At 62.8% G+C, this 21266-nt stretch carries 20 protein-coding genes and 1 riboswitch; of the genes, 17 read left to right on the forward strand and 3 right to left on the reverse strand.

Going from position 1 to position 21266, the window contains the following annotated elements:
* Positions 1-48 precede the first annotated feature (48 nt).
* The 14 genes from TR61_RS10145 (at position 49) to TR61_RS10210 (ending at position 13452) form a co-directional block, all read left to right on the forward strand.
* On the forward strand, positions 49-2343 hold the full coding sequence (locus TR61_RS10145) for a bifunctional salicylyl-CoA 5-hydroxylase/oxidoreductase (protein WP_050929875.1): 2295 nt from the start codon (positions 49-51) through the stop codon (positions 2341-2343).
* The gene (locus TR61_RS10150) at positions 2340-3059 is read left to right on the forward strand and encodes an SDR family NAD(P)-dependent oxidoreductase (protein WP_050929876.1); all 720 of its coding nucleotides are present in this window, start codon (positions 2340-2342) and stop codon (positions 3057-3059) included. Before TR61_RS10145 ends, TR61_RS10150 begins: the two co-directional genes overlap by 4 nt.
* Complete coding sequence (locus TR61_RS10155; RefSeq protein WP_050929877.1) at positions 3056-3532, forward strand: MarR family winged helix-turn-helix transcriptional regulator; 477 nt, start codon at positions 3056-3058, stop codon at positions 3530-3532. Before TR61_RS10150 ends, TR61_RS10155 begins: the two co-directional genes overlap by 4 nt.
* Positions 3522-4322, forward strand: coding sequence for an enoyl-CoA hydratase family protein (locus TR61_RS10160; protein ID WP_050929878.1), 801 nt, complete (start codon positions 3522-3524; stop codon positions 4320-4322). The genes TR61_RS10155 and TR61_RS10160 overlap by 11 nt, the downstream gene beginning before the upstream one ends.
* Positions 4323-4371: 49 nt before the next feature.
* Positions 4372-5514, forward strand: coding sequence for an acyl-CoA dehydrogenase family protein (locus TR61_RS10165; protein ID WP_050929879.1), 1143 nt, complete (start codon positions 4372-4374; stop codon positions 5512-5514).
* Between the two features lie 13 nt (positions 5515-5527).
* On the forward strand, positions 5528-7144 hold the full coding sequence (locus TR61_RS10170) for an AMP-binding protein (RefSeq protein ID WP_050929880.1): 1617 nt from the start codon (positions 5528-5530) through the stop codon (positions 7142-7144).
* A gap of 144 nt (positions 7145-7288) precedes the next feature.
* Positions 7289-8425: an ABC transporter substrate-binding protein gene (locus TR61_RS10175; RefSeq protein ID WP_050929881.1), complete on the forward strand. Its 1137-nt coding sequence runs from the start codon at positions 7289-7291 to the stop codon at positions 8423-8425.
* Positions 8426-8452: 27 nt separating this feature from the next.
* Positions 8453-9190 (forward strand): 3-keto-5-aminohexanoate cleavage protein, encoded by a 738-nt coding sequence (locus tag TR61_RS10180; protein WP_050929882.1) that lies wholly within the window; start codon positions 8453-8455, stop codon positions 9188-9190.
* Positions 9191-9305: 115 nt separating this feature from the next.
* On the forward strand, positions 9306-10220 hold the full coding sequence (locus TR61_RS10185) for a branched-chain amino acid ABC transporter permease (protein ID WP_050929883.1): 915 nt from the start codon (positions 9306-9308) through the stop codon (positions 10218-10220).
* Position 10221: 1 nt separating this feature from the next.
* Positions 10222-11205, forward strand: a complete 984-nt coding sequence (locus TR61_RS10190) for a branched-chain amino acid ABC transporter permease (protein ID WP_050929884.1) — start codon at positions 10222-10224, stop codon at positions 11203-11205.
* A complete protein-coding gene (locus TR61_RS10195; protein WP_050929885.1) occupies positions 11198-11953 on the forward strand; it encodes an ABC transporter ATP-binding protein in 756 nt (251 codons plus the stop codon). Before TR61_RS10190 ends, TR61_RS10195 begins: the two co-directional genes overlap by 8 nt.
* Positions 11950-12639, forward strand: coding sequence for an ABC transporter ATP-binding protein (locus tag TR61_RS10200; protein ID WP_050929886.1), 690 nt, complete (start codon positions 11950-11952; stop codon positions 12637-12639). Before TR61_RS10195 ends, TR61_RS10200 begins: the two co-directional genes overlap by 4 nt.
* Before the next feature lie 4 nt (positions 12640-12643).
* Positions 12644-13051, forward strand: a complete 408-nt coding sequence (locus tag TR61_RS10205) for an acyl-CoA thioesterase (RefSeq protein WP_050929887.1) — start codon at positions 12644-12646, stop codon at positions 13049-13051.
* Positions 13048-13452, forward strand: a complete 405-nt coding sequence (locus TR61_RS10210) for a RidA family protein (protein ID WP_050929888.1) — start codon at positions 13048-13050, stop codon at positions 13450-13452. Before TR61_RS10205 ends, TR61_RS10210 begins: the two co-directional genes overlap by 4 nt.
* A 44-nt stretch (positions 13453-13496) precedes the next feature.
* On the opposite strand, the gene TR61_RS10215 is transcribed toward TR61_RS10210, so the two are convergent.
* The 3 genes from TR61_RS10215 to TR61_RS10225 are packed head-to-tail and all read right to left on the reverse strand — an operon-like array spanning position 13497 to position 16473.
* A complete protein-coding gene (locus tag TR61_RS10215) occupies positions 13497-14273 on the reverse strand; it encodes a maleate cis-trans isomerase family protein (RefSeq protein WP_050929889.1) in 777 nt (258 codons plus the stop codon).
* A complete protein-coding gene (locus tag TR61_RS10220; RefSeq protein WP_281178068.1) occupies positions 14270-15412 on the reverse strand; it encodes a M24 family metallopeptidase in 1143 nt (380 codons plus the stop codon). The genes TR61_RS10215 and TR61_RS10220 overlap by 4 nt, the downstream gene beginning before the upstream one ends.
* The gene (locus tag TR61_RS10225; protein WP_050929890.1) at positions 15409-16473 is read right to left on the reverse strand and encodes a pyridoxal-phosphate dependent enzyme; all 1065 of its coding nucleotides are present in this window, start codon (positions 16471-16473) and stop codon (positions 15409-15411) included. The genes TR61_RS10220 and TR61_RS10225 overlap by 4 nt, the downstream gene beginning before the upstream one ends.
* A 111-nt stretch (positions 16474-16584) precedes the next feature.
* A riboswitch (glycine riboswitch) is annotated at positions 16585-16671 on the forward strand.
* 157 nt (positions 16672-16828) lie between these two features.
* Here TR61_RS10225 and gcvT point away from each other — a divergent pair.
* The 3 genes from gcvT to gcvP all read left to right on the forward strand — a co-directional run bounded on the left by gcvT (position 16829) and on the right by gcvP (position 21255).
* A complete protein-coding gene (gene gcvT, locus TR61_RS10230; RefSeq protein ID WP_050929891.1) occupies positions 16829-17950 on the forward strand; it encodes a glycine cleavage system aminomethyltransferase GcvT in 1122 nt (373 codons plus the stop codon).
* A 19-nt stretch (positions 17951-17969) separates the two neighbouring features.
* The gene (gene gcvH, locus TR61_RS10235; RefSeq protein WP_050929892.1) at positions 17970-18329 is read left to right on the forward strand and encodes a glycine cleavage system protein GcvH; all 360 of its coding nucleotides are present in this window, start codon (positions 17970-17972) and stop codon (positions 18327-18329) included.
* A 76-nt stretch (positions 18330-18405) separates the two neighbouring features.
* Positions 18406-21255 carry an aminomethyl-transferring glycine dehydrogenase gene (gene gcvP, locus TR61_RS10240; protein ID WP_050929893.1) on the forward strand — a complete coding sequence of 950 codons (2850 nt, stop codon included), beginning with the start codon at positions 18406-18408 and terminating at the stop codon, positions 21253-21255.
* The last annotated feature ends 11 nt before the right edge of the window (positions 21256-21266 follow it).

Consider the following 21266-nt stretch of genomic DNA (forward strand, 5'->3'; position numbering starts at 1 on the left):
CTGTCGTTACGCTCTGTCCAAACTGCCAACCACAATGGGGAGTGTGCCGTGAAAGCGCTGTGTCTGGGCGGTGGTCCCGCCGGTCTTTATTTCGCCATCACGCTGAAACTGCGCCAGCCCGATGCGCAGGTCACGGTTCTGGAACGCAACCGCCCTGATGACACGTTCGGCTGGGGCGTCGTGCTGTCAGACGAAACGCTGGAGAACCTGGAAAAGAATGACCCGGTCAGCGCCGCGTCGATCCGCAAGAATTTCGCTTACTGGGATGATATCGCGCTTCATCATCAGGGCCAGAAGCTGGTGTCCTCGGGCCATGGGTTCTGCGGGATCGGACGCAAGAAGCTGCTTTTGCTGTTGCAGGAGCGCGCGCGCGAGCTGGGCGTGGAGATGCGGTTCGAGACTGAAGTCGAAAGCGCCTCGGCCTATATGGATGACTATGACATCGTCGTGGCGGCAGACGGCCTGAATTCGAAAACGCGGATGGAATTCAAGGACGCGTTCAAGCCTGATATCGATGTGCGCAAATGCTATTTCATGTGGATGGGGACGCATCAGAAATTTGACGATGCCTTCACCTTCATCTTTGAAAAGACCGACAAGGGCTGGATCTGGGTCCATGCCTATCAATTTGACGATGACACAGCGACTTTCCTTGTGGAATGCGGGCCGGAGACCTTCGAGGCCTTTGGCTTTGGCGAGATGACGCAGGAAGAAACCATCGCCACCTGTGAAGAGATCTTCAAGGATTACCTCGACGGTCATTCCCTGATGACCAATGCCAACCACATTCGCGGCTCGGCCTGGATCCAGTTCCCGCGCGTGCTCTGCGAAAAATGGGCGCATAAGAACGTGGTTCTCTTGGGCGATGCCTCCGCCACGGCGCATTTCTCCATCGGCTCGGGGACGAAACTGGCGATGGAAAGCGCCTCGGCGCTGGCGCATCTGGTGACCGATGAGCCGACGCTGGAAAAGGCGTTTGAGCGATATGAGGATGAACGGCGCCTCGAAGTGCTGCGGCTGCAATCGGCGGCGCGCAACTCGCTGGAATGGTTCGAGGATGTGGAGCGCTATCTGGAGCTGGATCCGGTTCAGCTGAACTATTCCATGCTGACCCGGTCACAACGGATCAGTCACGAGAACCTGCGCGAGCGGGACCCCAAATGGCTGGAAAGCGCCGAACGGTGGTTCCAGACCCGCGCAGGCGTTGGTCCGAATGAGCCGGTGCGCGCACCGATGTTCGCCCCCTTCAAACTGCGCGAGATGGAGTTGACCAATCGCGTCGTCGTCTCCCCCATGGCGCAATATAAGGCCGTCGATGGCGCGCCCACGGATTGGCATCTGATCCATTATGGCGAACGCGCCAAAGGCGGCGCTGGGCTGGTTTACACCGAGATGACATGCGTGAGCGACACGGGCAGGATCACACCGGGCTGCCCCGGCCTGTACGCGCCGGAACATGAGGCCGCGTGGACACGTCTGACCGATTTCGTGCACGCCGAAACGGATGCCAAAATCTGCTGCCAGATCGGGCACTCCGGGCGCAAGGGGTCGACCCAGCTGGGCTGGGAGGTGATGGATGCGCCGCTCAAGGATGGGAATTGGGAGTTGATTTCGGCCTCCCCCATCCCGTGGTCGCCCGACAATGCGGTGCCTCGTGAAATGACGCGCGCCGATATGGATGAGGTCACACAGCAATTTGCCGATGCCGCTGCCATGGCCGAGCGGGCCGGGTTCGACATGATCGAACTGCACGCGGCCCATGGCTATCTGATTTCGTCCTTCATCTCGCCCGTCTCGAATGTGCGCACGGATGAATATGGGGGCAGCCTGGAAAACCGCATGCGCTATCCGCTGGAAGTCTTCAACGCGATGCGCGCGGTCTGGCCGGATCACAAACCCATGTCTGTTCGGATTTCGGCCAATGACTGGGTGGGCGAGGATGGCGTGACCCCCGAAGAGGCCGTGCAGATCGCCAAGATGTTCTCGGACGCGGGTGCGGATATCGTCGATGTGTCTGCAGGCCAAACCACCATCGAGGCGCAACCGGTCTATGGCCGGATGTTCCAGACGCCATTCTCGGACCGGATCCGGAACGAGGCGGGCATTCACACGATGGCCGTAGGGAATATTTACGAGCCGGATCACGTCAACTCGATCCTGCTGGCGGGTCGCGCCGATCTGGTCTGCCTGGCGCGGCCACATCTGGCCGATCCCTACTGGACACTGCGCGCCGGGACCGAGATCGGGGATCGTCTGGCCGTCTGGCCCAAACCTTATGAGGCCGGCCGCGATCAGATGTGGCGTCTGGCCGACAAAGCCCAGGCCGAGGAGATCCGCGCATGAGGCGCGTTCTGGTCACCGGCGGCGGGTCCGGGATCGGCCGGGCCATCGCCCGCGATTTTGCCGCCGCGGGCGATCAGGTCGTGATTTCAGGCCGCCGTCTGGATGCCTTGGAGGAAACCGATGACGGGCGCGGGATGGAGTGCCGCGTCGCCGATGTCACGGATGAGGCGCAGGTGGCTGCCCTCTTCGACAAGCCCTTCGATGTGGTTGTGGCGAATGCCGGGATCGCGCCGGGCGGGCCTGTCGCCAAGACCACGCTTGAAGCATGGGAGCAGACCTTGCGCGTCAACATGACCGGCGTGTTCCTGACCTTCCGCGAGGCGCTGCGCGAGATGGGCTCGGGGGGGCGGCTCATTGCCATGGCCTCGACCGCCAGCCTGCAGGGCGGGGCGAATATCGCGCCTTATGTTGCCTCGAAACACGGGGTTCTGGGGCTTGTCCGGTCGCTGGCCATCGAAGTTGCCCGGCAGGGGATCACCTGCAACGCGGTTTGCCCCGGTTTTGTCGATACCGAGATTGCCCAGAACGCAGTGCAGAACGTGATGAACCGTATGAACCTGGATTACGACACGGCGGCTTCCAAGCTTGTTGGTCGTAATCCGATGAAGCGCATGATCACGCCGGACGAGGTGGTTGCGGCGGTCCGCTTCCTTGCCTCCGAAGACGCCACGATGATCAATGGCCATGCGCTGAGCGTGTCAGGGGGGGAGATATGACGCTGGCCCCGGATCGGTCTCGGATCGAGCCCGACAGCAAGTCGCGCTTGCGGCTGTGGCTGCGGCTTTTGCGGGTGACCCGCAGCATCGAAAGCGATCTGCGCGAAAAGCTGCGGCTGGATCATGGCACAACGCTGCCTCGGTTCGATGTGATGGCCGCGCTGTCGCGGCATCGCGATGGGCTGAAGATGTCGGAACTGTCGGGCGTGCTGCGGGTGTCGAATGGCAATGTCACCGGAATTATCGAGCGGTTGGTGGACGAGGGCTTTGTCCAGCGCGCGGCGGTTGAGGGGGACAGGCGCGCCTCGGCCGTGCGGCTGACAGCCAAGGGCGAAGAAGAATTCGCGCGGCAGGCGGCGGAGCATGAGGCCTGGATCAACGACGCGCTGTCGGGGTTGGACGCGCAAGAGGCGCAGGAGATGGCTGACCGCCTGAGCGCATTGATGAAAGAAGGGGAGCGTCATGGCGCATGAGACCACACATTTTCTGAGCCGGGTGGAGAACGGCATCGCGACCGTGTCGCTGAACCGGCCCGACCGGAAGAACCCGTTGACCTTCGACAGCTATGCCGAGCTGCGCGATTGGTTCCGGGCACTGGTTTATGATGATGAGATCAAGGCGGTGGTCTTTGCCTCGAACGGCGGCAATTTCAGCTCGGGTGGTGATGTGCATGACATCATCGGCCCGCTCACCCGGATGAACATGAAGGAACTCTTGCAGTTCACCCGCATGACCGGCGATCTGGTCAAGGCGATGGTGAATTGCGGCAAGCCGGTGATCGCGGCGATTGACGGCATCTGCGTGGGCGCGGGCGCGATCATCGCGATGGCCTCGGATCTGCGGATCGGCACGCCCGAGGCGAAGACGGCGTTTCTGTTCACACGAGTGGGCTTGGCCGGCTGCGACATGGGCGCTTGTGCGATCCTGCCGCGGATTATCGGGCAGGGACGTGCGGCGGAGCTTTTGTACACCGGGCGGTCGATGAGTGCCGAAGAGGGCGAGCGCTGGGGGTTCTTCAACAAGCTTGTGACCGCAGACGCGCTGGAGGCGGAGGCACAGCAATGGGCCGAACGCATCGCCGCTGGCCCCAACTTCGCGCATATGATGACCAAGACCATGCTGGCGCAGGAATGGTCTATGTCGATCGAACAGGCCATCGAGGCCGAGGCGCAGGCTCAGGCGATCTGCATGCAGACGGGCGATTTCGAACGCGCCTACAACGCCTTTGTCGCCAAGGAAAAACCTGTCTTTGAGGGGGACTGAGCGGTGGATTTCCGTATTTGGAAAGAGAAGAAGACAGGGGCGCGCCAAAATGCCTGATCGCAGCTTCCTCGACTGGCCGTTTTTTGACGACCGCCACCGCGCATTGGCCGAAGCGCTGGATGATTGGGCGGCCAAGCATTTGCCCGTCGATCACGCGGATGTGGACGCGGCCTGCCGGTCGCTGGTGGCGGATCTGGGGCGCGGGGGCTGGTTGCGGCATACGGGCGGCGATCTGGATGTGCGCACGCTTTGCCTGATCCGGGAGACCTTGGCGCGCCATGATGGGCTGGCGGATTTTTCCTTTGCCATGCAAGGGCTTGGGACAGGCGCGATTTCGCTTTTCGGCGATGACGAGCAGAAGCAGTGGCTGGAGAAGACGCGTACAGGGAAGGCGATTTCGGCCTTTGCGCTGACAGAGCCTCGGTCCGGATCGGACGTGGCGAACTCCACCATGACGGCCGAACGGGACGGCAATGGCTTTGTCCTGAACGGCGAGAAGACCTGGATTTCGAACGGCGGGATCGCGGATGTCTATACGCTTTTCGCCCGCACAGGGGAGGCACCCGGCGCCAAGGGGCTGTCGGCCTTCGTGGTGACGCCGGATCTGCCGGGGTTCGAGGTGGTCGAACGGCTGGACACCATCGCGCCGCACCCGCTGGCAACGCTCCGGTTCACAGATGTGAAGATCCCTGCAGGCGCGATGATCGGCCAGCCCGGGCAGGGCTTTGCGATTGCGATGTCGGTTCTGGATGTCTTCCGTTCCACCGTTGCCGCCGCCGCGCTGGGCTTTGCACGCCGCGCTTTGGATGAGGCGGTGCAGCGTGTCACTACTCGCGAGGTGCAGGGTGCGCCACTGGCCGATTTGCAGATGGTTCAGGCTCATATCGCCGATATGGCGGTTGAGATCGACGCCAGTGCTCTGCTGATCTATCGCGCCGCGTGGATGAAGGATCAGGGCGCGCCGCGTGTGACGCGGGAGGCTGCGATGGCCAAGCTGCATGCCACTGAGGCCGCACAGCGCGTGATCGATGCGGCGGTGCAGTTGCATGGCGGGGACGGGGTGCGTTCGGGTGAGATCGTCGAGAGCCTCTATCGCGAGATCCGTGCGCTCAGGATTTATGAAGGCGCCACCGATGTGCAAAAGGTGGTGATCGCGCGTCAGACCTTGGGCGCCTTGGCAAAAGACAGGTAATCGGGGGAAAGACATGTTGGGACCATCCGCGCATATCGACACGTTCGCACGCGATAACCTGCCGCCGCAGGATCAATGGCCCGATTTCCTTTTGGATGGGTTCGACTATCCCGATTACCTGAACGCTGCCGTGGAGATGACCGATGCGATGGTTGCCAAGGGCTTTGGCGATCACACCGCGCTGATCGGCAATGGCCGCCGCCGCACCTATAAGGAACTCACCGATTGGACCAACCGCCTGGCCCATGCGCTGGTCGATGATCTGGGCGTGAAGCCGGGCAACCGGGTGCTGATCCGGTCGGCCAACAACCCGGCGATGGTGGCGGCGTGGTTGGCGGCGACCAAGGTGGGCGCGGTGGTGGTCAACACCATGCCGATGCTGCGCTCGGGTGAGTTGGGTGCGATTGTCGACAAGGCGGAGATTGAGTTTGCGCTTTGCGACACAAGGCTGATGGATGAACTGGTCACCTGTGCGAAATCCTCGAAATTTCTCAAGAAGGTGATCGGGTTTGACGGCACGCAAAACCACGATGCCGAATTGGACCGGCTCGCCCTGCAAAAGCCCGTGCAATACGAGGCGGTGAAAACCGGTCGCGATGACGTGGCGCTTTTGGGCTTCACCTCGGGCACCACGGGCAACCCGAAGGCCACAATGCATTTTCACCGCGATCTTCTGATCATCGCGGATGGCTATGCGAAAGAGGTGCTGAAGGTCACGCCAGAAGATGTCTTCGTAGGCTCTCCGCCTCTGGCGTTTACCTTTGGCCTGGGTGGTCTGGCGATCTTCCCCTTGCGCTTTGGCGCGGCAGCGACGCTTTTGGAACAAGCAACCCCGCCCAACATGATCGAGATCATTCAGCAGTTCAAAGCAACGGTCTGCTTCACCGCGCCCACCGCCTATCGCGCGATGCTGACTGCGATGGAGGAGGGGGCGGACCTGTCGTCCCTCCGCGCCGCCGTGTCGGCGGGGGAGACGTTGCCGAAACCCGTCTATGATGACTGGATTGCCAAAACCGGCAAGCCGATGCTGGATGGGATCGGTGCGACGGAGATGCTGCATATCTTCATCACCAACCGTTTCGATGATCACAAACCGGCTTGCACTGGCAAGCCAGTCACCGGCTATGAGGCGAAGGTGGTCGATGAGGCGGGGGATGAGGTCGAACCCGGCACGCCGGGGCGTCTGGCGGTGCGGGGGCCGACGGGGTGCAGGTACCTCGCCGATGAGCGGCAGAAGGCCTATGTGCAAAACGGCTGGAACATCACCGGCGATACCTTCGTGATGGATGAGGATGGCTATCTCCACTTTGCCGCGCGCAATGACGACATGATCATTTCATCGGGCTACAACATTGCGGGACCCGAGGTCGAAGCGGCCCTTCTGTCCCACACTGCTGTCGCCGAATGCGCGGTGATCGGCGTTCCGAACGAAGAGCGTGGTGCGATTGTGGAGGCGCATGTGGTGTTGATGGCAGGCCACGCGGCCAGCGATCAGATGATCCGCGATCTGCAGGATCACGTCAAACAGACCATCGCCCCCTACAAATACCCCCGCTCGGTCAAGTTCTGTGCCGAGCTGCCGAAAACCCAAACCGGGAAGATCCAACGCTTCCGCCTGAGAGAGGGGTAACGCAAAGCCTTGCCCCCTGCGCATGCGCGGGGCAGTCTGAACATCCGGCCCGTCGCGCAAAGAGGGATGGCGCGGCCAAGGCGAAAAAAGCCGGGTGAAAACCGGCGCAAATACCCCTCGGAACGTTCAACGGGAGAAGACACAATGAAACTCAAATCACTTATGGCCGCTGTTTGCCTCAGCGCGCTGGCCACGGCTGGCGCGGCAGAGGGGCTGAAGGTTGGCATGATCACCACGCTGTCTGGTGGCGGCGCGGGCCTTGGCATTGACGTGCGCGACGGCTTTATGTTGGCGATCAACCAATCGGGCCGCGACGATGTTGAGGTCGTGATCGAAGACGATCAACGCAAACCGGAACTGGCCGTGCAGGCCGCCGACAAATTGATCCAGGCCGAAAACGTGGATGTCATGACCGGCATCATCTGGTCGAACCTCGCGCTGGCGGTAGCGCCGGCAGCGGTGGCGCAGGGCAAGTTTTACCTCTCGCCCAATGCGGGCCCCTCGCAACTGGCGGGCAAGGGCTGTCATCCGAATTACTTCAACGTGAGCTGGCAGAACGACGCCTTTAACGAAGCCGCCGCGATGTGGGCCAACGACAACGGGGTTGAAAAGGTCTTCCTGATGGCGCCCAACTATCCCGCTGGTCAGGACATGATCGCGGGCTTCAAGCGCTTCTTCGAAGGCGAGGTCACCGAGGAGGTTTACACCAAACTGGGCCAGACCGACTACGCTGCCGAGATCGCGCAGATGCGTGCCTCGGACGCGGACACGATCTATTTCTTCCTGCCCGGCGGCATGGGGATTTCCTTCATGAAGCAATTTGCCGGCTCGGGCGTGGACAAGACCGTGATGGGTCCTGCGTTCTCCTTCGATCAGGGCATCCTGGGTGCGATTGGCGAAGCAGCTCTTGGCGTGAAGAACACTGCGCATTGGTCCAAGGATCTGGACGTGCCAGGCAACGCCGAATTCGTGTCGTCGTTCCAGGAAGCTTATGGCCGTCTGCCTTCGCTTTATGCGGCGCAGGGCTATGACACCGCGCTGCTGCTTCTGAGTGCAATGGAAAAGGCCGATGTGTCCGACACCGATGCCTTCCGCGCCGCGCTGAAAGAGGCGGATTTCCAATCGGTCCGTGGCAAGTTCAGCTTTGGATCGAACAATCACCCCGTTCAGGACATCCTGATGCGTGAGGTGGTCAAGGAAGGCGACGTTGTCACCAACCGCATCGTTGGCGTAGCTGCAACCGATCACACAGACGCCTATTTCGGCGACTGCAACATGTAATCGGACAAGACCGGGGCGGGGACGGACATGTTGCAGGCGTGCCTGAATGGCGGGCGCACCCGGGCGGAAGCTCCGGGGGTGCCCCTGACAGCCAGGGAACTGGCGGCTGACGCGCTTGCTGTGCGCAAGGCCGGCGCGCAGGAACTGCATATCCATCCCCGCAACATCGCCGGGGCTGAAACACTGGCCCCGGCCGAGGTAGCCGCCGCGCTGAAAGCGATCCGTGCGGCGGTGCCCAAGATGAAGATCGGCCTTGGCACAGGCGCCTGGATCGCGCCCGGCGGCAAGAAACGCCACGCGCATTTGGAGGCTTGGGAACAACTGCCCGATTACGTGTCGGTCAACATGAACGAACCGGACGCGGCCCATGTCATCACTATGATGCACAAACGCGGAGTGGGGATCGAAGCGGGCGTGTGGTCCATGGCCGATGTCAAACGGCTCTGCCGGGAGATCCCGAAAACCGCTGTGCTGCGTGTGCTGATCGAAATGCCCGACGTTCCGGGCCCCGCCGCCCGGACCGAGGCCGCCCGCTGTATCGAGGCGCTCCGCGCCCGTGGCATGCGCGCGCCAATTCTGCTGCACGGCCAAGACCAAAGCGCCTGGCCTATGGTGATCGAAGCCGCGCGGTTAGGCCATGACACCCGCATCGGGTTCGAAGACGTGCTTGACCTGCCCGGCGGCACGCCTGCGCCGGACAACACCGCCCTTGTCGCCTGCGCGCGTGATTTGATCGACCATACAACACGGGATGTAACCGGATGACTTTGAGCATTGGCAGTGTCGCCCCGGGCTTGCCCCAGGGCCTCGCTCGAAATTCGGCAGACCTCGCCACGACGGGGGCCCCGGGTCAAGCCCGGGGCGGGGAGGGCAATAAGACATGACCGCGCTCCTCCTGCTCGAACAAACGCTGAATGGTCTGCAATTTGGTCTGATGCTGTTTCTGATGGCCGCTGGCCTGACGCTGATTTTTGGCGTGATGGGGATTATCAACCTGGCGCATGGCTCGCTCTATATGGTCGGCGCCTTTGCCGCTGCAGCGGTGGCTGGTCTGACAGGCAGCTTCCTTCTGGGGCTGGTCGCGGCGCTGGCGGCTGCTGCGATGATGGGGGCGATTGTCGAAATCACCGTGATCCGAAGGCTTTATGACCGCGATCACCTCGATCAGGTGCTGGCCACTTTCGCCCTGATCCTGATCTTTTCCGAAGGCACGCGGTGGCTCTTTGGCTCTTTCCCGCTTTACCTCGACGTGCCAGCCATGCTGTCAGGCGCAGTCAGTATCGGCGCGTTTTCCTATCCGCTCTATCGCCTTGCCATCATCGTGATGGGCCTTGTCGTGGCCGCGGGGCTGTTCCTGCTGATCGCCCGCACGCGCATCGGCATCCGTATCAGGGCAGGGGAATCCGACCGGGAAATGATCGCTGCACTTGGCGTCGATATCTCCAAGCTCTACACCATCGTCTTTGCCCTTGGCGCAGCACTCGCAGGCTTTGCCGGAGCGCTGGTCGGCGCGATCCAATCGGTCGAAGTTGGCATGGGCGAGCCCGTCTTGATCCTCGCCTTCGTGGTCATCGTGATCGGCGGCATCGGGTCGATCAAAGGCGCCTTCGTCGGCGCGATCCTTGTGGGCTTGACCGACACGCTGGGCCGCTTCCTGCTGCCCATCATCTTCACCGCCTTCATGGACCCAAGTGCCGCGACTGCTGCCGGATCGGCGCTTGCGTCGATGTTGATCTACATCCTCATGGCGATGGTGCTGATCTTCCGCCCCACCGGCCTTTACGGGAGCGCATAAGATGACCCGCGAAGCGCTTTTGAACACAGCGATCATGGCCCTTCTGGCCGCCGTTCCGATCATCGCCCATTTCACCGGCAATCCCTTTACCATCACCCTGGCCACCAAGGTCGCCATCCTCGCCATGGCGGCCGTAGGGCTGAACATCGTGCTGGGGCTGGGTGGCCTGGTGTCCTTCGGCCACGCGGTCTTCTTCGGGATCGGCGGCTATTCCATGGGCATCCTCGCCCATCACGCGCAGCTGTTCATCCCGATCATGGAGGCGCCGTTCCTCATCGATGGCACCAAATCCATGCCGATCATCTGGCTGGTCGCGGTGATCACCTCGGCCCTCGTGGCGCTGGTCATCGGAGCGCTCGCCATCCGCACCTCCGGCGTCTATTTCATCATGATCACGCTCGCCTTCGGGCAGATGTTCTACTATTTCGCGATCTCCTGGCCCGCTTATGGGGGGGAGGACGGCCTGCCCATCTATGTGCGCAACTCCTTTCCGGGTCTGAACACGCTCGACCCGATCCAGTTCTTTGCGATCACCTATGTCGCCCTGGGCGCGGCGCTGTTCCTGTCGGCCCGCCTCGCGCGGTCGCGCTTTGGACTGGCCTTAGGCGCCACCCGACAGAACGCTGAACGGGTGGAGACTGTGGGCGTCGATGCGTATCGCTTGCGCCTTGTGGCCTTCGTCATTTCAGGTGCGATCACCGGGTTTGCGGGAGCGCTTTTTGCCGATCTCAACCGCTTCGTCGCGCCCACGATGTTCAGCTGGCAGATGTCGGGCGAATTCATCGTCTTCATCATCCTGGGCGGCATCGGGCGGCTATTCGGCCCGGTGGTCGGCGCAGGGCTATTCATCCTGCTGGAACACTTCCTGGGCGGTGTGTCGGATTACTGGCTGATCTATGTCGGCGCGATCCTTCTGGCCGTGGTCCTATTTGCCCGCGGCGGGCTGATCGGCGCGCTGGCAGGGCGGGAGGTGGCCCATGACTGATCCGATCCTGCGCACGAAGGGCCTCACCAAATCCTTTGGGGCGTTGAAGGCCTGCAATGACGTGTCGCTTGATCTTTTCCCGGGTGAGATCCACGCGCTGATCGGCCCCAACGGCGCGGGCAAATCCACGCTGATCAAACAGATCGCCGGGAACATGGCGCCAGACAGCGGAGAGGTCTGGTTTGACGGTTCAGATGTCACGCATCTGGATACCGTGGGCCGCGCGCGCCGCGGTCTGGGGCGCACTTTCCAGATCAGCTCATTGGCGATGGAATATACCGTTTTGCAAAATGTCGTCCTGGGCGCGCTGGGCCGCGACGGCGGCGTGATGCGGTTCTTCAAACCAGTGATGAAGGACAAGCGCCTGCTGGAAGAAGCCCATGCGGCGCTCGACCGCGTCGGCCTGACGGAACAGGCCGCCACCCGCACCGCCGATCTGTCCCACGGTCAGCGGCGGCAGCTGGAGGTGGCCGTGGCGCTGACACTGAAACCCAAGGCCTTTCTGATGGACGAACCCATGGCCGGGCTGGGCGTGGAAGGATCGCGCAACCTGACCGGGTTCCTCGACACCCTCCGACACGAAGCGCCCATCTTGCTCGTCGAACACGACATGGACGCGGTCTTCGCGCTGGCCGACCGCATCAGCGTGCTGGTTTACGGCGAAATCATCGCCACCGGCACCGGCGACGAAATCCGCGCGAACCGCGACGTGCGCACTGCCTATCTGGGAGAGGAGGACGTGGCATGAGCCTGCTAACCCTCTCCGGGATCGAGGCGTTCTATGGCCCCTCCCAAGCGCTCTTTGGCGTAGATCTGAGCCTTGAGGAAGGTGAGGTGCTGGCGCTGATGGGCCGCAACGGCATGGGTAAGACCACCACGATCAAGGTGATCTGCCGGATGCTGAGGCAATCGTCGGGCAGCGTGACGTTTGACGGCAAGGACATCGGTGCGCTCGCCTCTCACAAGGCAGCGCAGGCGGGCGTCGGGCTGGTGCCGGAGGGGCGGCGCTGTTTTCCGAACCTCACCGTCCATGAGAACCTGATTGCCGCCGCCCGCCCGGGCGAATGGGATTTCAAACGCGTGGCCGAACTCTTCCCGCGACTGGAAGAACGGTCTGACCAGATGGCGGCCTCCCTTTCGGGTGGCGAACAGCAGATGCTGGCCATCGGCCGCGCGCTGATGACCAACCCGCGCCTTCTGATCCTGGATGAAGCCACCGAAGGGCTCGCCCCGGTGGTGCGCCAGGACATCTGGGCCGCCATCGCACGGCTGAAGGCCGAAACCAGCCTCGCGCTGCTGGTCGTGGACAAATCCATCCGGGAGCTGTCCACCATCGCCGATCGCGCGGTGATCATCGAACGGGGCCGCTCGGTCTGGGCGGACAGCTTTGACAAGCTCGGCCATGACGTCACCGAACGTTATCTGGGGGTCTGAGGCGATGACGTTCGACTATCCCCAAAAGGTGATCTTCAAATATTGTGACCCGGCAGGGATCGTCTTCTACCCGCGGTATTTCGAGATGATCAATGACGCGACCGAAGCGTTCTTTGATCAGGCGCTGGGCTGTCCATGGGAAGTCCTGCACGAGGCGGCCAATATCCCCACCGTCGACATTCACGCCCAATTCACCGCCGTCAGCCGCCATGGCGATGATCTGACGATCTCGCTTGCCGTGACGAAACTGGGCCGCACCAGCCTGTCGCTCGCCTTCCGCGCGACCTGCGGCGACGAAACCCGATTTACCGCCAACTCCACCCTTGTGCGCATCGACAAATCCGGCCGGCCGGAACCCTGGCCCGATGATCTGCGCACGGCGCTGAGCGAATACATAGGAGAGCTTTCATGACACACAGGATCATTCATCCAGAGGGCTGGAAACCCGCCAAAGGATACGCCAACGGCGTTCTGACCGAGGATGGAGAACTCTATGTCGGCGGCCAGATCGGCTGGACCGCCGATCAGGTGTTCGAGGCCCATGATTTCATCGGCCAGATGGAACAGGCGCTGCGCAACATTCTTGATGTGGTCGAAGCCGCAGGCGGGCAGGCTTCGGATATCGTGCGCCTGACCTGGTATGTGACCGACAAGAAGACCTACATGGCGCATCAGCGCGAAGTGGGCGAGGTGTACCGCAAGGTGCTGGGCCGGCATTTCCCGGCGATGACGATGGTTGTCGTCTCGGCACTGGTGGAAGACGAGGCGTTGGTGGAAATCGAAGCGACAGCCAAGATCAAACCTTCCGCATGATCCCGGGCGCGGGCAGGTTTTTCGAAAAACCTGCTTCCGCCCCGTCAGATCGCGCGCCCGGAGAAAGGCTTTTCGAAAAGCCTTCCCCGCGCAAACGCCTCTGCTGGGCCCGTGACCAAAGCCTGCCCTGCAAGACCGGCCATATGCCAGCCGATCACCAGATTGCTTGACAGCACCGGTACGCCCAACGCGTCCTCCAACGGTTTGATCGCATCGAGCGTGCGCAGATTGGTGCAGGACAGAAACAGCCCATCCACCTGCGCATCACGCATCAGATCGCGCGCAGCTGCCTCGATCGACGCGCGGTCGATGCGGACCACGCGCGCCTCTTCCGCCTCGTGGAACGATCCGAAGACGGGTGTGTCCACCCCGGCCTCGGCCAATACGCGGCGCAGAGTGTCCGACACTTCGGCCACATAAGGCGAAAGGATCGCGATCCGGCGCAGCCCCAAGGTATCGCAGGCTGCCAGAAGCGCACTGACCGGCTGGGTCACCGCGCGGGTGCGGGTGCCCGCCTGCACATGGCGGGTCACGACCTCCACCCCGATTTCAGCGGTCCCGGATGTGCAGCCATAGCCCACAACGTCATACATCACCTGCGGTGGCAACAATGACGCGGCCTGTGTCAGATGCCGCTCCATCTGTGCGAGGTTTTCAGAGGTCACCTCCGCCGCGCTGGGCACGCGGCTGACATAGAGCTCTGAGCCAGAGGGCAGCATCCGCCGCAAATCGCTTTCGATGGTCTGGTCGCTTTGCAGCGCCACAAGGCCCAGGAAAGGGCCATCCGACGGCGTCAGATCATAGGGGTAGGGCGCGCTCATCCGTCCAGCACCTCGATGTCAGGACCCCGCGGGGTCGAAAGCCATTCCGCCCCCTCATCAGTGATGACGATGTTTTCCTCATGCACCATGATCCTGCCCCCGCCCAGATCCACGCCCGGCTCCAGCGTCAATACCATGCCGGGCTTTAACACCGTCTGATCCGCCGGGATCAGCGAGGGCCACTCCGTCAACTGCATCCCCAGCCCATGGCCCAGACGCCCCGCATCCGACCCGCCCGCACCGCCGGTGCAGACTACGTCCATGGCGTGAAACAGATCCGCCGCCGTCGCACCCGGTCGCGCGGCGTCAAAGCCCGCGCTGGTTGCGGCGATCAGCGTTGCATGCGCATCGGCCACCGCAGCGCTGGGCGGCCCGACCGAGAAATTCCGGTCGAAGTCGCAAAAATACCCCTCCCGCACCAGTCCGGTATCCAGCATCAGCAAATCGCCCGGGCAAAGCGGCTCCGGCCCGGCCGGAGAGATCACATCGGCATATCCCCCTGCCTCCGCTGCGCCCGCCAGATAGGGCACCCAATCGGCCCCCTCATCAAGGCACAGCATCTGGAAACGGCGGAACACCTGATCCAGTCCCACAGCTGCGCGCGCGATCTCGGGCACACGGGCGAAGGCGCGGTCGGCAATGGCGCAGGCCGCGCGGATCTTGGCGATCTCGGGCGCGGACTTTACCAGCCGCAACGCGCGCATCAGCCCACCATCACTTACCAGAGTGACCGCGTTTCGCACCCGGTCCAGATCGGAAAGCGGCAGGCGCATATGTGTCTCGTGCCCCGTCGGAGTGGCGATCTGACCGTCCCGGCCCGCCAGCTCGCGCAGCGTGGCCACCAGAAGGGTGATGCCGTCATCCTCAAGATCCGGCGCGCGCCAGGTGCGGATATCCGTGACCCAGCCGCGCGCCATCAGTGGTGCGCCGATCGAAGGGATCACCGCCACGGGGCGGCCCTGCCGTGGCACGATCACGAACCAGGGCCGGGTCGGGCTTTCCCAGAAGCGCGTCAGAAATCCGGTGAAATAGCGCACCTCAGGCTCGGTTGTCAGCAACAAGGCATCAAAGCCCTGTCGCGCCATTTCGGCCTGCGCGCGGGCCGTGCGGGCCTCATATTCTGCTTGCGCGAAGATCACGCCTCCGGCCCTTCGCTCAGGATCACCAGAACGCGGGACGCCGCATCCAGCCCGCAAAGCCCCTGATGGTCTGCCAGGGCTGCAGCCAGCCCCGCCACGCCGGACGGGGTGGTCTCAAACCCCATCGCCGCCATCGCATCGGTGGCCTCTTGCGCCTCCTCCTCGGAGATCAGGGCAAACCCGTCGGCATCCCGCGCCAGCCCTTTCAGCGCAATCAGAGAGGCCTCCTTGCAATCCAGCCGCCCCATGGCCGAGGCCGGACCTTGCGTCGCCACGAAACGCCCAGCCCGGATGGAGGCCTCAAGCGCCGGTGCCGCCTTGGGCTCCACCACGATGATCTGCGGGGCGTCGCCCCAGTGATCGCGCGCGATGGCCGCACATGCGCCGGCCAGACCGCCGACACCGGCCTGCAGGAAGATATGCGTGGGGCTTTCCGGCACTTGACCGAAAGCCTCTGCCATCAGCGCAAGATATCCCTCCATCAGACGGTGGGGCGCGTCCATGTATCCCGGCCAGGAACTGTCCGACAAAAGCTGCCAGCCCTTGTCCTGCGCGGCCCTTGCCGCCGCTGCCATGCTGTCTTCGTATATGGCACCTTCGCGCACAACCTCGGCCCCCTTGGCGCGCAGCCGTTCGGCAAAGGCTTCCGGCACCGTGTCGGCGATATAGACAACCGCCCGTGCGCCAAAGACCCGTGCGCCTGCGGCCACCGACATGCCGTGATTGCCCGCGCTGGCAGTGACATAGGTGCGCCCGGCCAGCGCCGTCTGCGGTGCGTCGGGATTTGCCGCCATCGCGTCATGGGCAATCACATAAGCCGCGCCAAGCGCCTTGAAACTGCCCAGCCCCATGCGCCCGCGTTCATCCTTGATCCAACACGCGGCCACCCCCAGCTGGTTGGCCAGCTCGGCGTGATCGACCAGTGGTGTGGGTGCATAAGCCGGGCAGCGCCGCAACAGCGCCAACGGGGCTTCGGCATCTACCGAAGGCGCGGGAACCTCTGCGCCGATGTCAAAGGTGGGGCCGTCGCCGCCGCGAAAGGGGTTGGGGGTCAGTTTCATGCCAGTCCTGTCTTTCCGGGCCATCTGGTCACAGCGCGGGCCTGCGCGTCAACCGTCCCAATGCGGCGCAGTTTGATCTTGCCCCGGATGGCGGGGCGCTATACCCGTATACCCATGCATACGGGAGAATCGACACATGTCGGTGCCGAAGGAGCAACCGCCCCGGAAACTCTCAGGCCCAAGGACCGGACGCACATCGACAAGACTCTGGAGAGATCCTGACACCGATCAGGGCGCCGAAGGGATAACGATCTCAGGCGAAAGGACAGAGGGGGCATCTGAAACACCCTGCCATCGTGCGGAGGAGGATGCCGAATGACCAGACACATGATCCAACAGGCAGTCAGGGCGCGCCATGACTGATCTGCACCGCACACCGCTTTACGATCTGCATCTGGAGCTGGGTGCAAAAATGGTGCCCTTTGCGGGTTATGAGATGCCGGTGCAGTATCCCGCGGGCGTGATGAAGGAACATCTGCACACTCGCGCGGCCGCCGGGCTCTTCGACGTCAGCCATATGGGACAGGTCCTGATTTCCGGCAGCAATTGGGAAGAGGTCGCAAGCGCCTTCGAAACCCTTGTGCCGCAAAATGTGCTGGGTCTGGCCGATGGCCGCCAGCGATACGGGTTTTTCACCACGCCCATGGGAGGGATCGCCGATGACCTGATGTTCGCCCGGCGCGGTGATGCGCTGTTTGTCGTGATCAACGCCGCCTGCAAGGAAGACGACATCGCCCATATGCGCGCGAACCTGCCCGCATCCCTAACAATTGACGAACTGGACCGCGCCTTGATCGCTCTGCAGGGCCCGGCCTCCGAAGCGGTGCTGGCCGCGCTGGATCCCGCTGCGGCGGACATGCGGTTCATGGATGTGCGTGCCTTGACGCTGGACGGGATCGAGGTCTGGGCCTCCCGCTCCGGTTACACCGGCGAGGACGGGTACGAGATTTCGGTGGCCCCGGGTCAGGCCACCCCACTGGCGCGCAAGCTGCTGGAGCATACGCAGGTCGAACCCATTGGCCTTGGCGCGCGTGACAGCCTGCGTCTGGAGGCTGGCCTCTGCCTTTACGGCCATGACATCGACACAACCACCACACCCGTCGAAGCGGGCCTGAGCTGGGCGATCCAGACCATCCGCCGCGCCGGTGGCGCGCGCGCAGGCGGTTTTCCCGGCGCCGATATCATCCTGCCGCAACTGACCGCCGTGACCGAACGCAGCCGCGTGGGCCTTCTGCCCGAAGGCCGCGCGCCCATGCGTGAAGGTGTGCCCCTTTTCAGCGATCTGGAAGGAGGCGAACCGGTCGGCCACATCACCTCCGGCGGGTTTGGCCCGACGGTGGGCGGTCCCGTCGCCATGGGGTATTTGCCTACGGATCTTTGCGCACCGGGCACACATGTGTTCGGCGAACTCAGGGGCAAACGTTTGCCCCTCGTCACCACCCCGCTGCCCTTCGTGGCGGCCAATTTCAAACGGTAAGGAACAGGGACGTCTCACCATGAAATACACCGAAGAACATGAATGGCTGATGGAAGAGGGCGATCTGATCGTCGTGGGCATCACCGAACACGCCGCCGAACAGCTGGGCGATGTGGTCTTTGTCGAACTGCCCGAAGTCGGCACCGAGGTCAGCAAGGATGAGGAGATCGTGGTGATCGAAAGCGTCAAGGCGGCTTCCGACATCCTCGCGCCGCTGGACGGAGAGATTGTCGAGGTGAACGAGGCCATTGTGGACGCGCCAGCCAAGGTCAATGAAGACCCCGAAGGCGAGGCGTGGTTCTTCAAGATCAATCCATCGGACCTGTCGCAGATGGACGACTATATGGATGAGGCTGCCTACAAGGATTTCATTGGCTGATGCCCGGCCGGCGTCTGACGTCGGATTGGGTATTTGTGGCCAGAAAGAAGCAGCATTTCGCGAGGAGCGCACGCGCATGACCTTCACCCCCACCGATTACCTGCCCTATGATTTTGCCAATCGCCGCCATATCGGCCCCAGCCCGGCCGAGATGGAGGAAATGCTTTCTGTGCTGGGGGTATCGTCTCTTGATCAACTGATCGATGAAACCGTGCCCGAAGCGATCCGACAGAAAGAGCCGCTGAATTTCGGCAAGGCTCTGTCGGAACGAGAGCTTTTGCACCACATGCGGCAGGTGGCGGCCAAGAACAAGGTCTTGGTCAGCCTGATCGGGCAGGGGTATCACGGCACGGTCACACCTCCGGCAATACAGCGGAACATTCTGGAAAACCCGGCCTGGTACACGGCCTACACGCCCTACCAGCCCGAGATTTCACAGGGCCGTCTTGAAGCACTTCTGAATTTCCAGACCATGATCTCGGACCTGACCGGGCTTGAGATCGCCAATGCCTCGCTGCTGGACGAGGCCACCGCCTGCGCGGAGGCCATGACAATGGCGCAGCGCGTGGCCAAGTCGAAAGCCACCGCGTTCTTTGTCGATGAAAATTGCCACCCGCAGAACATCGCCGTGATCCAGACCCGGGCCGCGCCGCTGGGCATTGAGGTGATTGTGGGCGATCCCGACGCGATGGAGGCCGACAAGGTCTTCGGTGCGATCTTCCAGTTCCCCGGCACCTATGGCCACCTGCGCGATTTCACCACCCAGATTGCGGCGCTGCACGAGGCCAAGGCCATCGGCGTGATTTCCGCTGATCCGCTGTCTTTGACGCTCTTCAAGGAACCCGGCGCAATGGGCGCGGATATCGCGGTGGGCAGCGCCCAGCGGTTCGGTGTGCCCATGGGCTATGGCGGTCCGCATGCGGCTTACATGGCCACCAAACAGGCCTATGCCCGGTCGATGCCGGGCCGCATCGTCGGTGTCTCCATCGACAGCCACGGCAACCGTGCCTATCGCCTGTCGCTCCAGACCCGCGAACAGCATATCCGCCGCGAAAAGGCCACGTCCAATGTCTGCACCGCGCAAGCGCTGCTGGCCGTGATGGCCTCGTTCTATGCGGTCTTCCACGGACCAGAAGGCCTGAAAGCCATCGCGCAGCGGATCCACCGCAAGACCGCGCGCCTCGCCGAAGGGCTGAAACAGGCCGGTTTCGACGTCCGCCCCGCCACCTTCTTCGACACGATCACAGTGGAGGTCGGCCCGCTGCAACAGGCCGTCCTCAAATCGGCGGTGGATGAGGGCGTGAACCTGCGCGCCGTCGGCACAACCAAAGTGGGCATCACCCTGGACGAGGCCACACGGCCGGCAGTGATCGAATCCGTCTGGCGCGCCTTCGGCATCGAACGGGCCGACAAGGATTACACGCCCCATTACCACGTCCCCGAAAAGCTGATCCGCGAGACCGAGTATCTCACCCACCCGATCTTCCACATGAACCGGGCCGAAACCGAGATGATGCGCTACATGCGCCGCCTCGCCGACCGTGACCTTGCGTTGGATCGCGCGATGATCCCGCTGGGGTCGTGCACGATGAAGCTGAATTCGGCGGCCGAAATGATGCCGGTCAGCTGGCGCGAATTCTCGCTCCTGCATCCCTTCTGCCCGACCGATCAGGCCGCGGGTTATACCCACCTGATCGAGGATCTGAGCCAGAAGCTTTGCGATATCACCGGCTATGCCGCCATCTCCATGCAGCCCAATTCTGGCGCGCAGGGCGAGTATGCGGGCCTCCTGACCATTGCCGCCTATCACCGCGCGCAGGGGCAGGGGCACCGCAATGTCTGCCTCATCCCGATGAGCGCCCATGGCACGAACCCGGCCTCAGCGCAGATGGTGGGTTGGAAGGTCGTGCCGGTGAAATCGGCCGACAACGGCGATATCGATCTCGACGATTTCCGCGCCAAGGCCGAACAGCATTCCGAAAACCTTGCGGGTTGCATGATCACCTACCCCTCGACCCACGGCGTGTTCGAGGAAACCGTGACCGAGGTTTGCGACATAACGCACAAACATGGCGGCCAGGTCTATATCGACGGGGCCAATATGAACGCGATGGTGGGGCTATCACGCCCCGGAGACCTGGGCGGTGATGTAAGCCATCTCAACCTTCACAAAACCTTCTGCATCCCTCATGGCGGCGGCGGCCCCGGCATGGGTCCCATCGGCGTGAAGGAACACCTAGTCCCGCATCTGCCCGGCCATCCGATGACCGGCGGCGATCAGGGCCCGGTATCGGCCGCGCCTTTCGGCTCTCCGTCTCTGCTGCCGATCAGCTGGGCCTATTGTCTGATGATGGGCGGCGAAGGTCTGACCCAGGCCACCCGTGTCGCGATCCTGAACGCCAATTACATCGCCAAACGGCTGGAGGGTGCGTTTGATGTGCTCTATCGCGGGCGTCAGGGCCGCATCGCGCATGAATGCATCATCGACACACGGCCTTACGCCGAAAGTGCCGGTGTGACCGTGGACGATATTGCCAAACGCCTGATCGACAATGGCTTTCACGCCCCCACGATGAGCTGGCCCGTGGCAGGCACCTTGATGATCGAACCGACGGAGAGCGAGACCAAGGCCGAGCTTGACCGCTTCTGCGACGCCATGCTCGCCATCCGCGCCGAGATCGCCGAGATCGAAGAGGGCAAGATCGACCGCGAGGTGAACCCCCTGAAACTCGCCCCCCACACGATGGAGGATCTGGTGCGCGACTGGGACCGTCCTTACACCCGCGAACAAGGCTGCTTTCCCCCGGGTGCGTTCCGGGTGGACAAATACTGGCCGCCGGTGAACCGGGTGGACAACGCCTGGGGCGACCGCCATCTGGTGTGTACCTGCCCTCCGATGGAGGAGTATGCGGAGGCGGCGGAGTAGGGCGGGACTTG

The organism is Aestuariivita boseongensis (assembly GCF_001262635.1).
Classification (GTDB): Bacteria; Pseudomonadota; Alphaproteobacteria; order Rhodobacterales; family Rhodobacteraceae; genus Aestuariivita; species Aestuariivita boseongensis.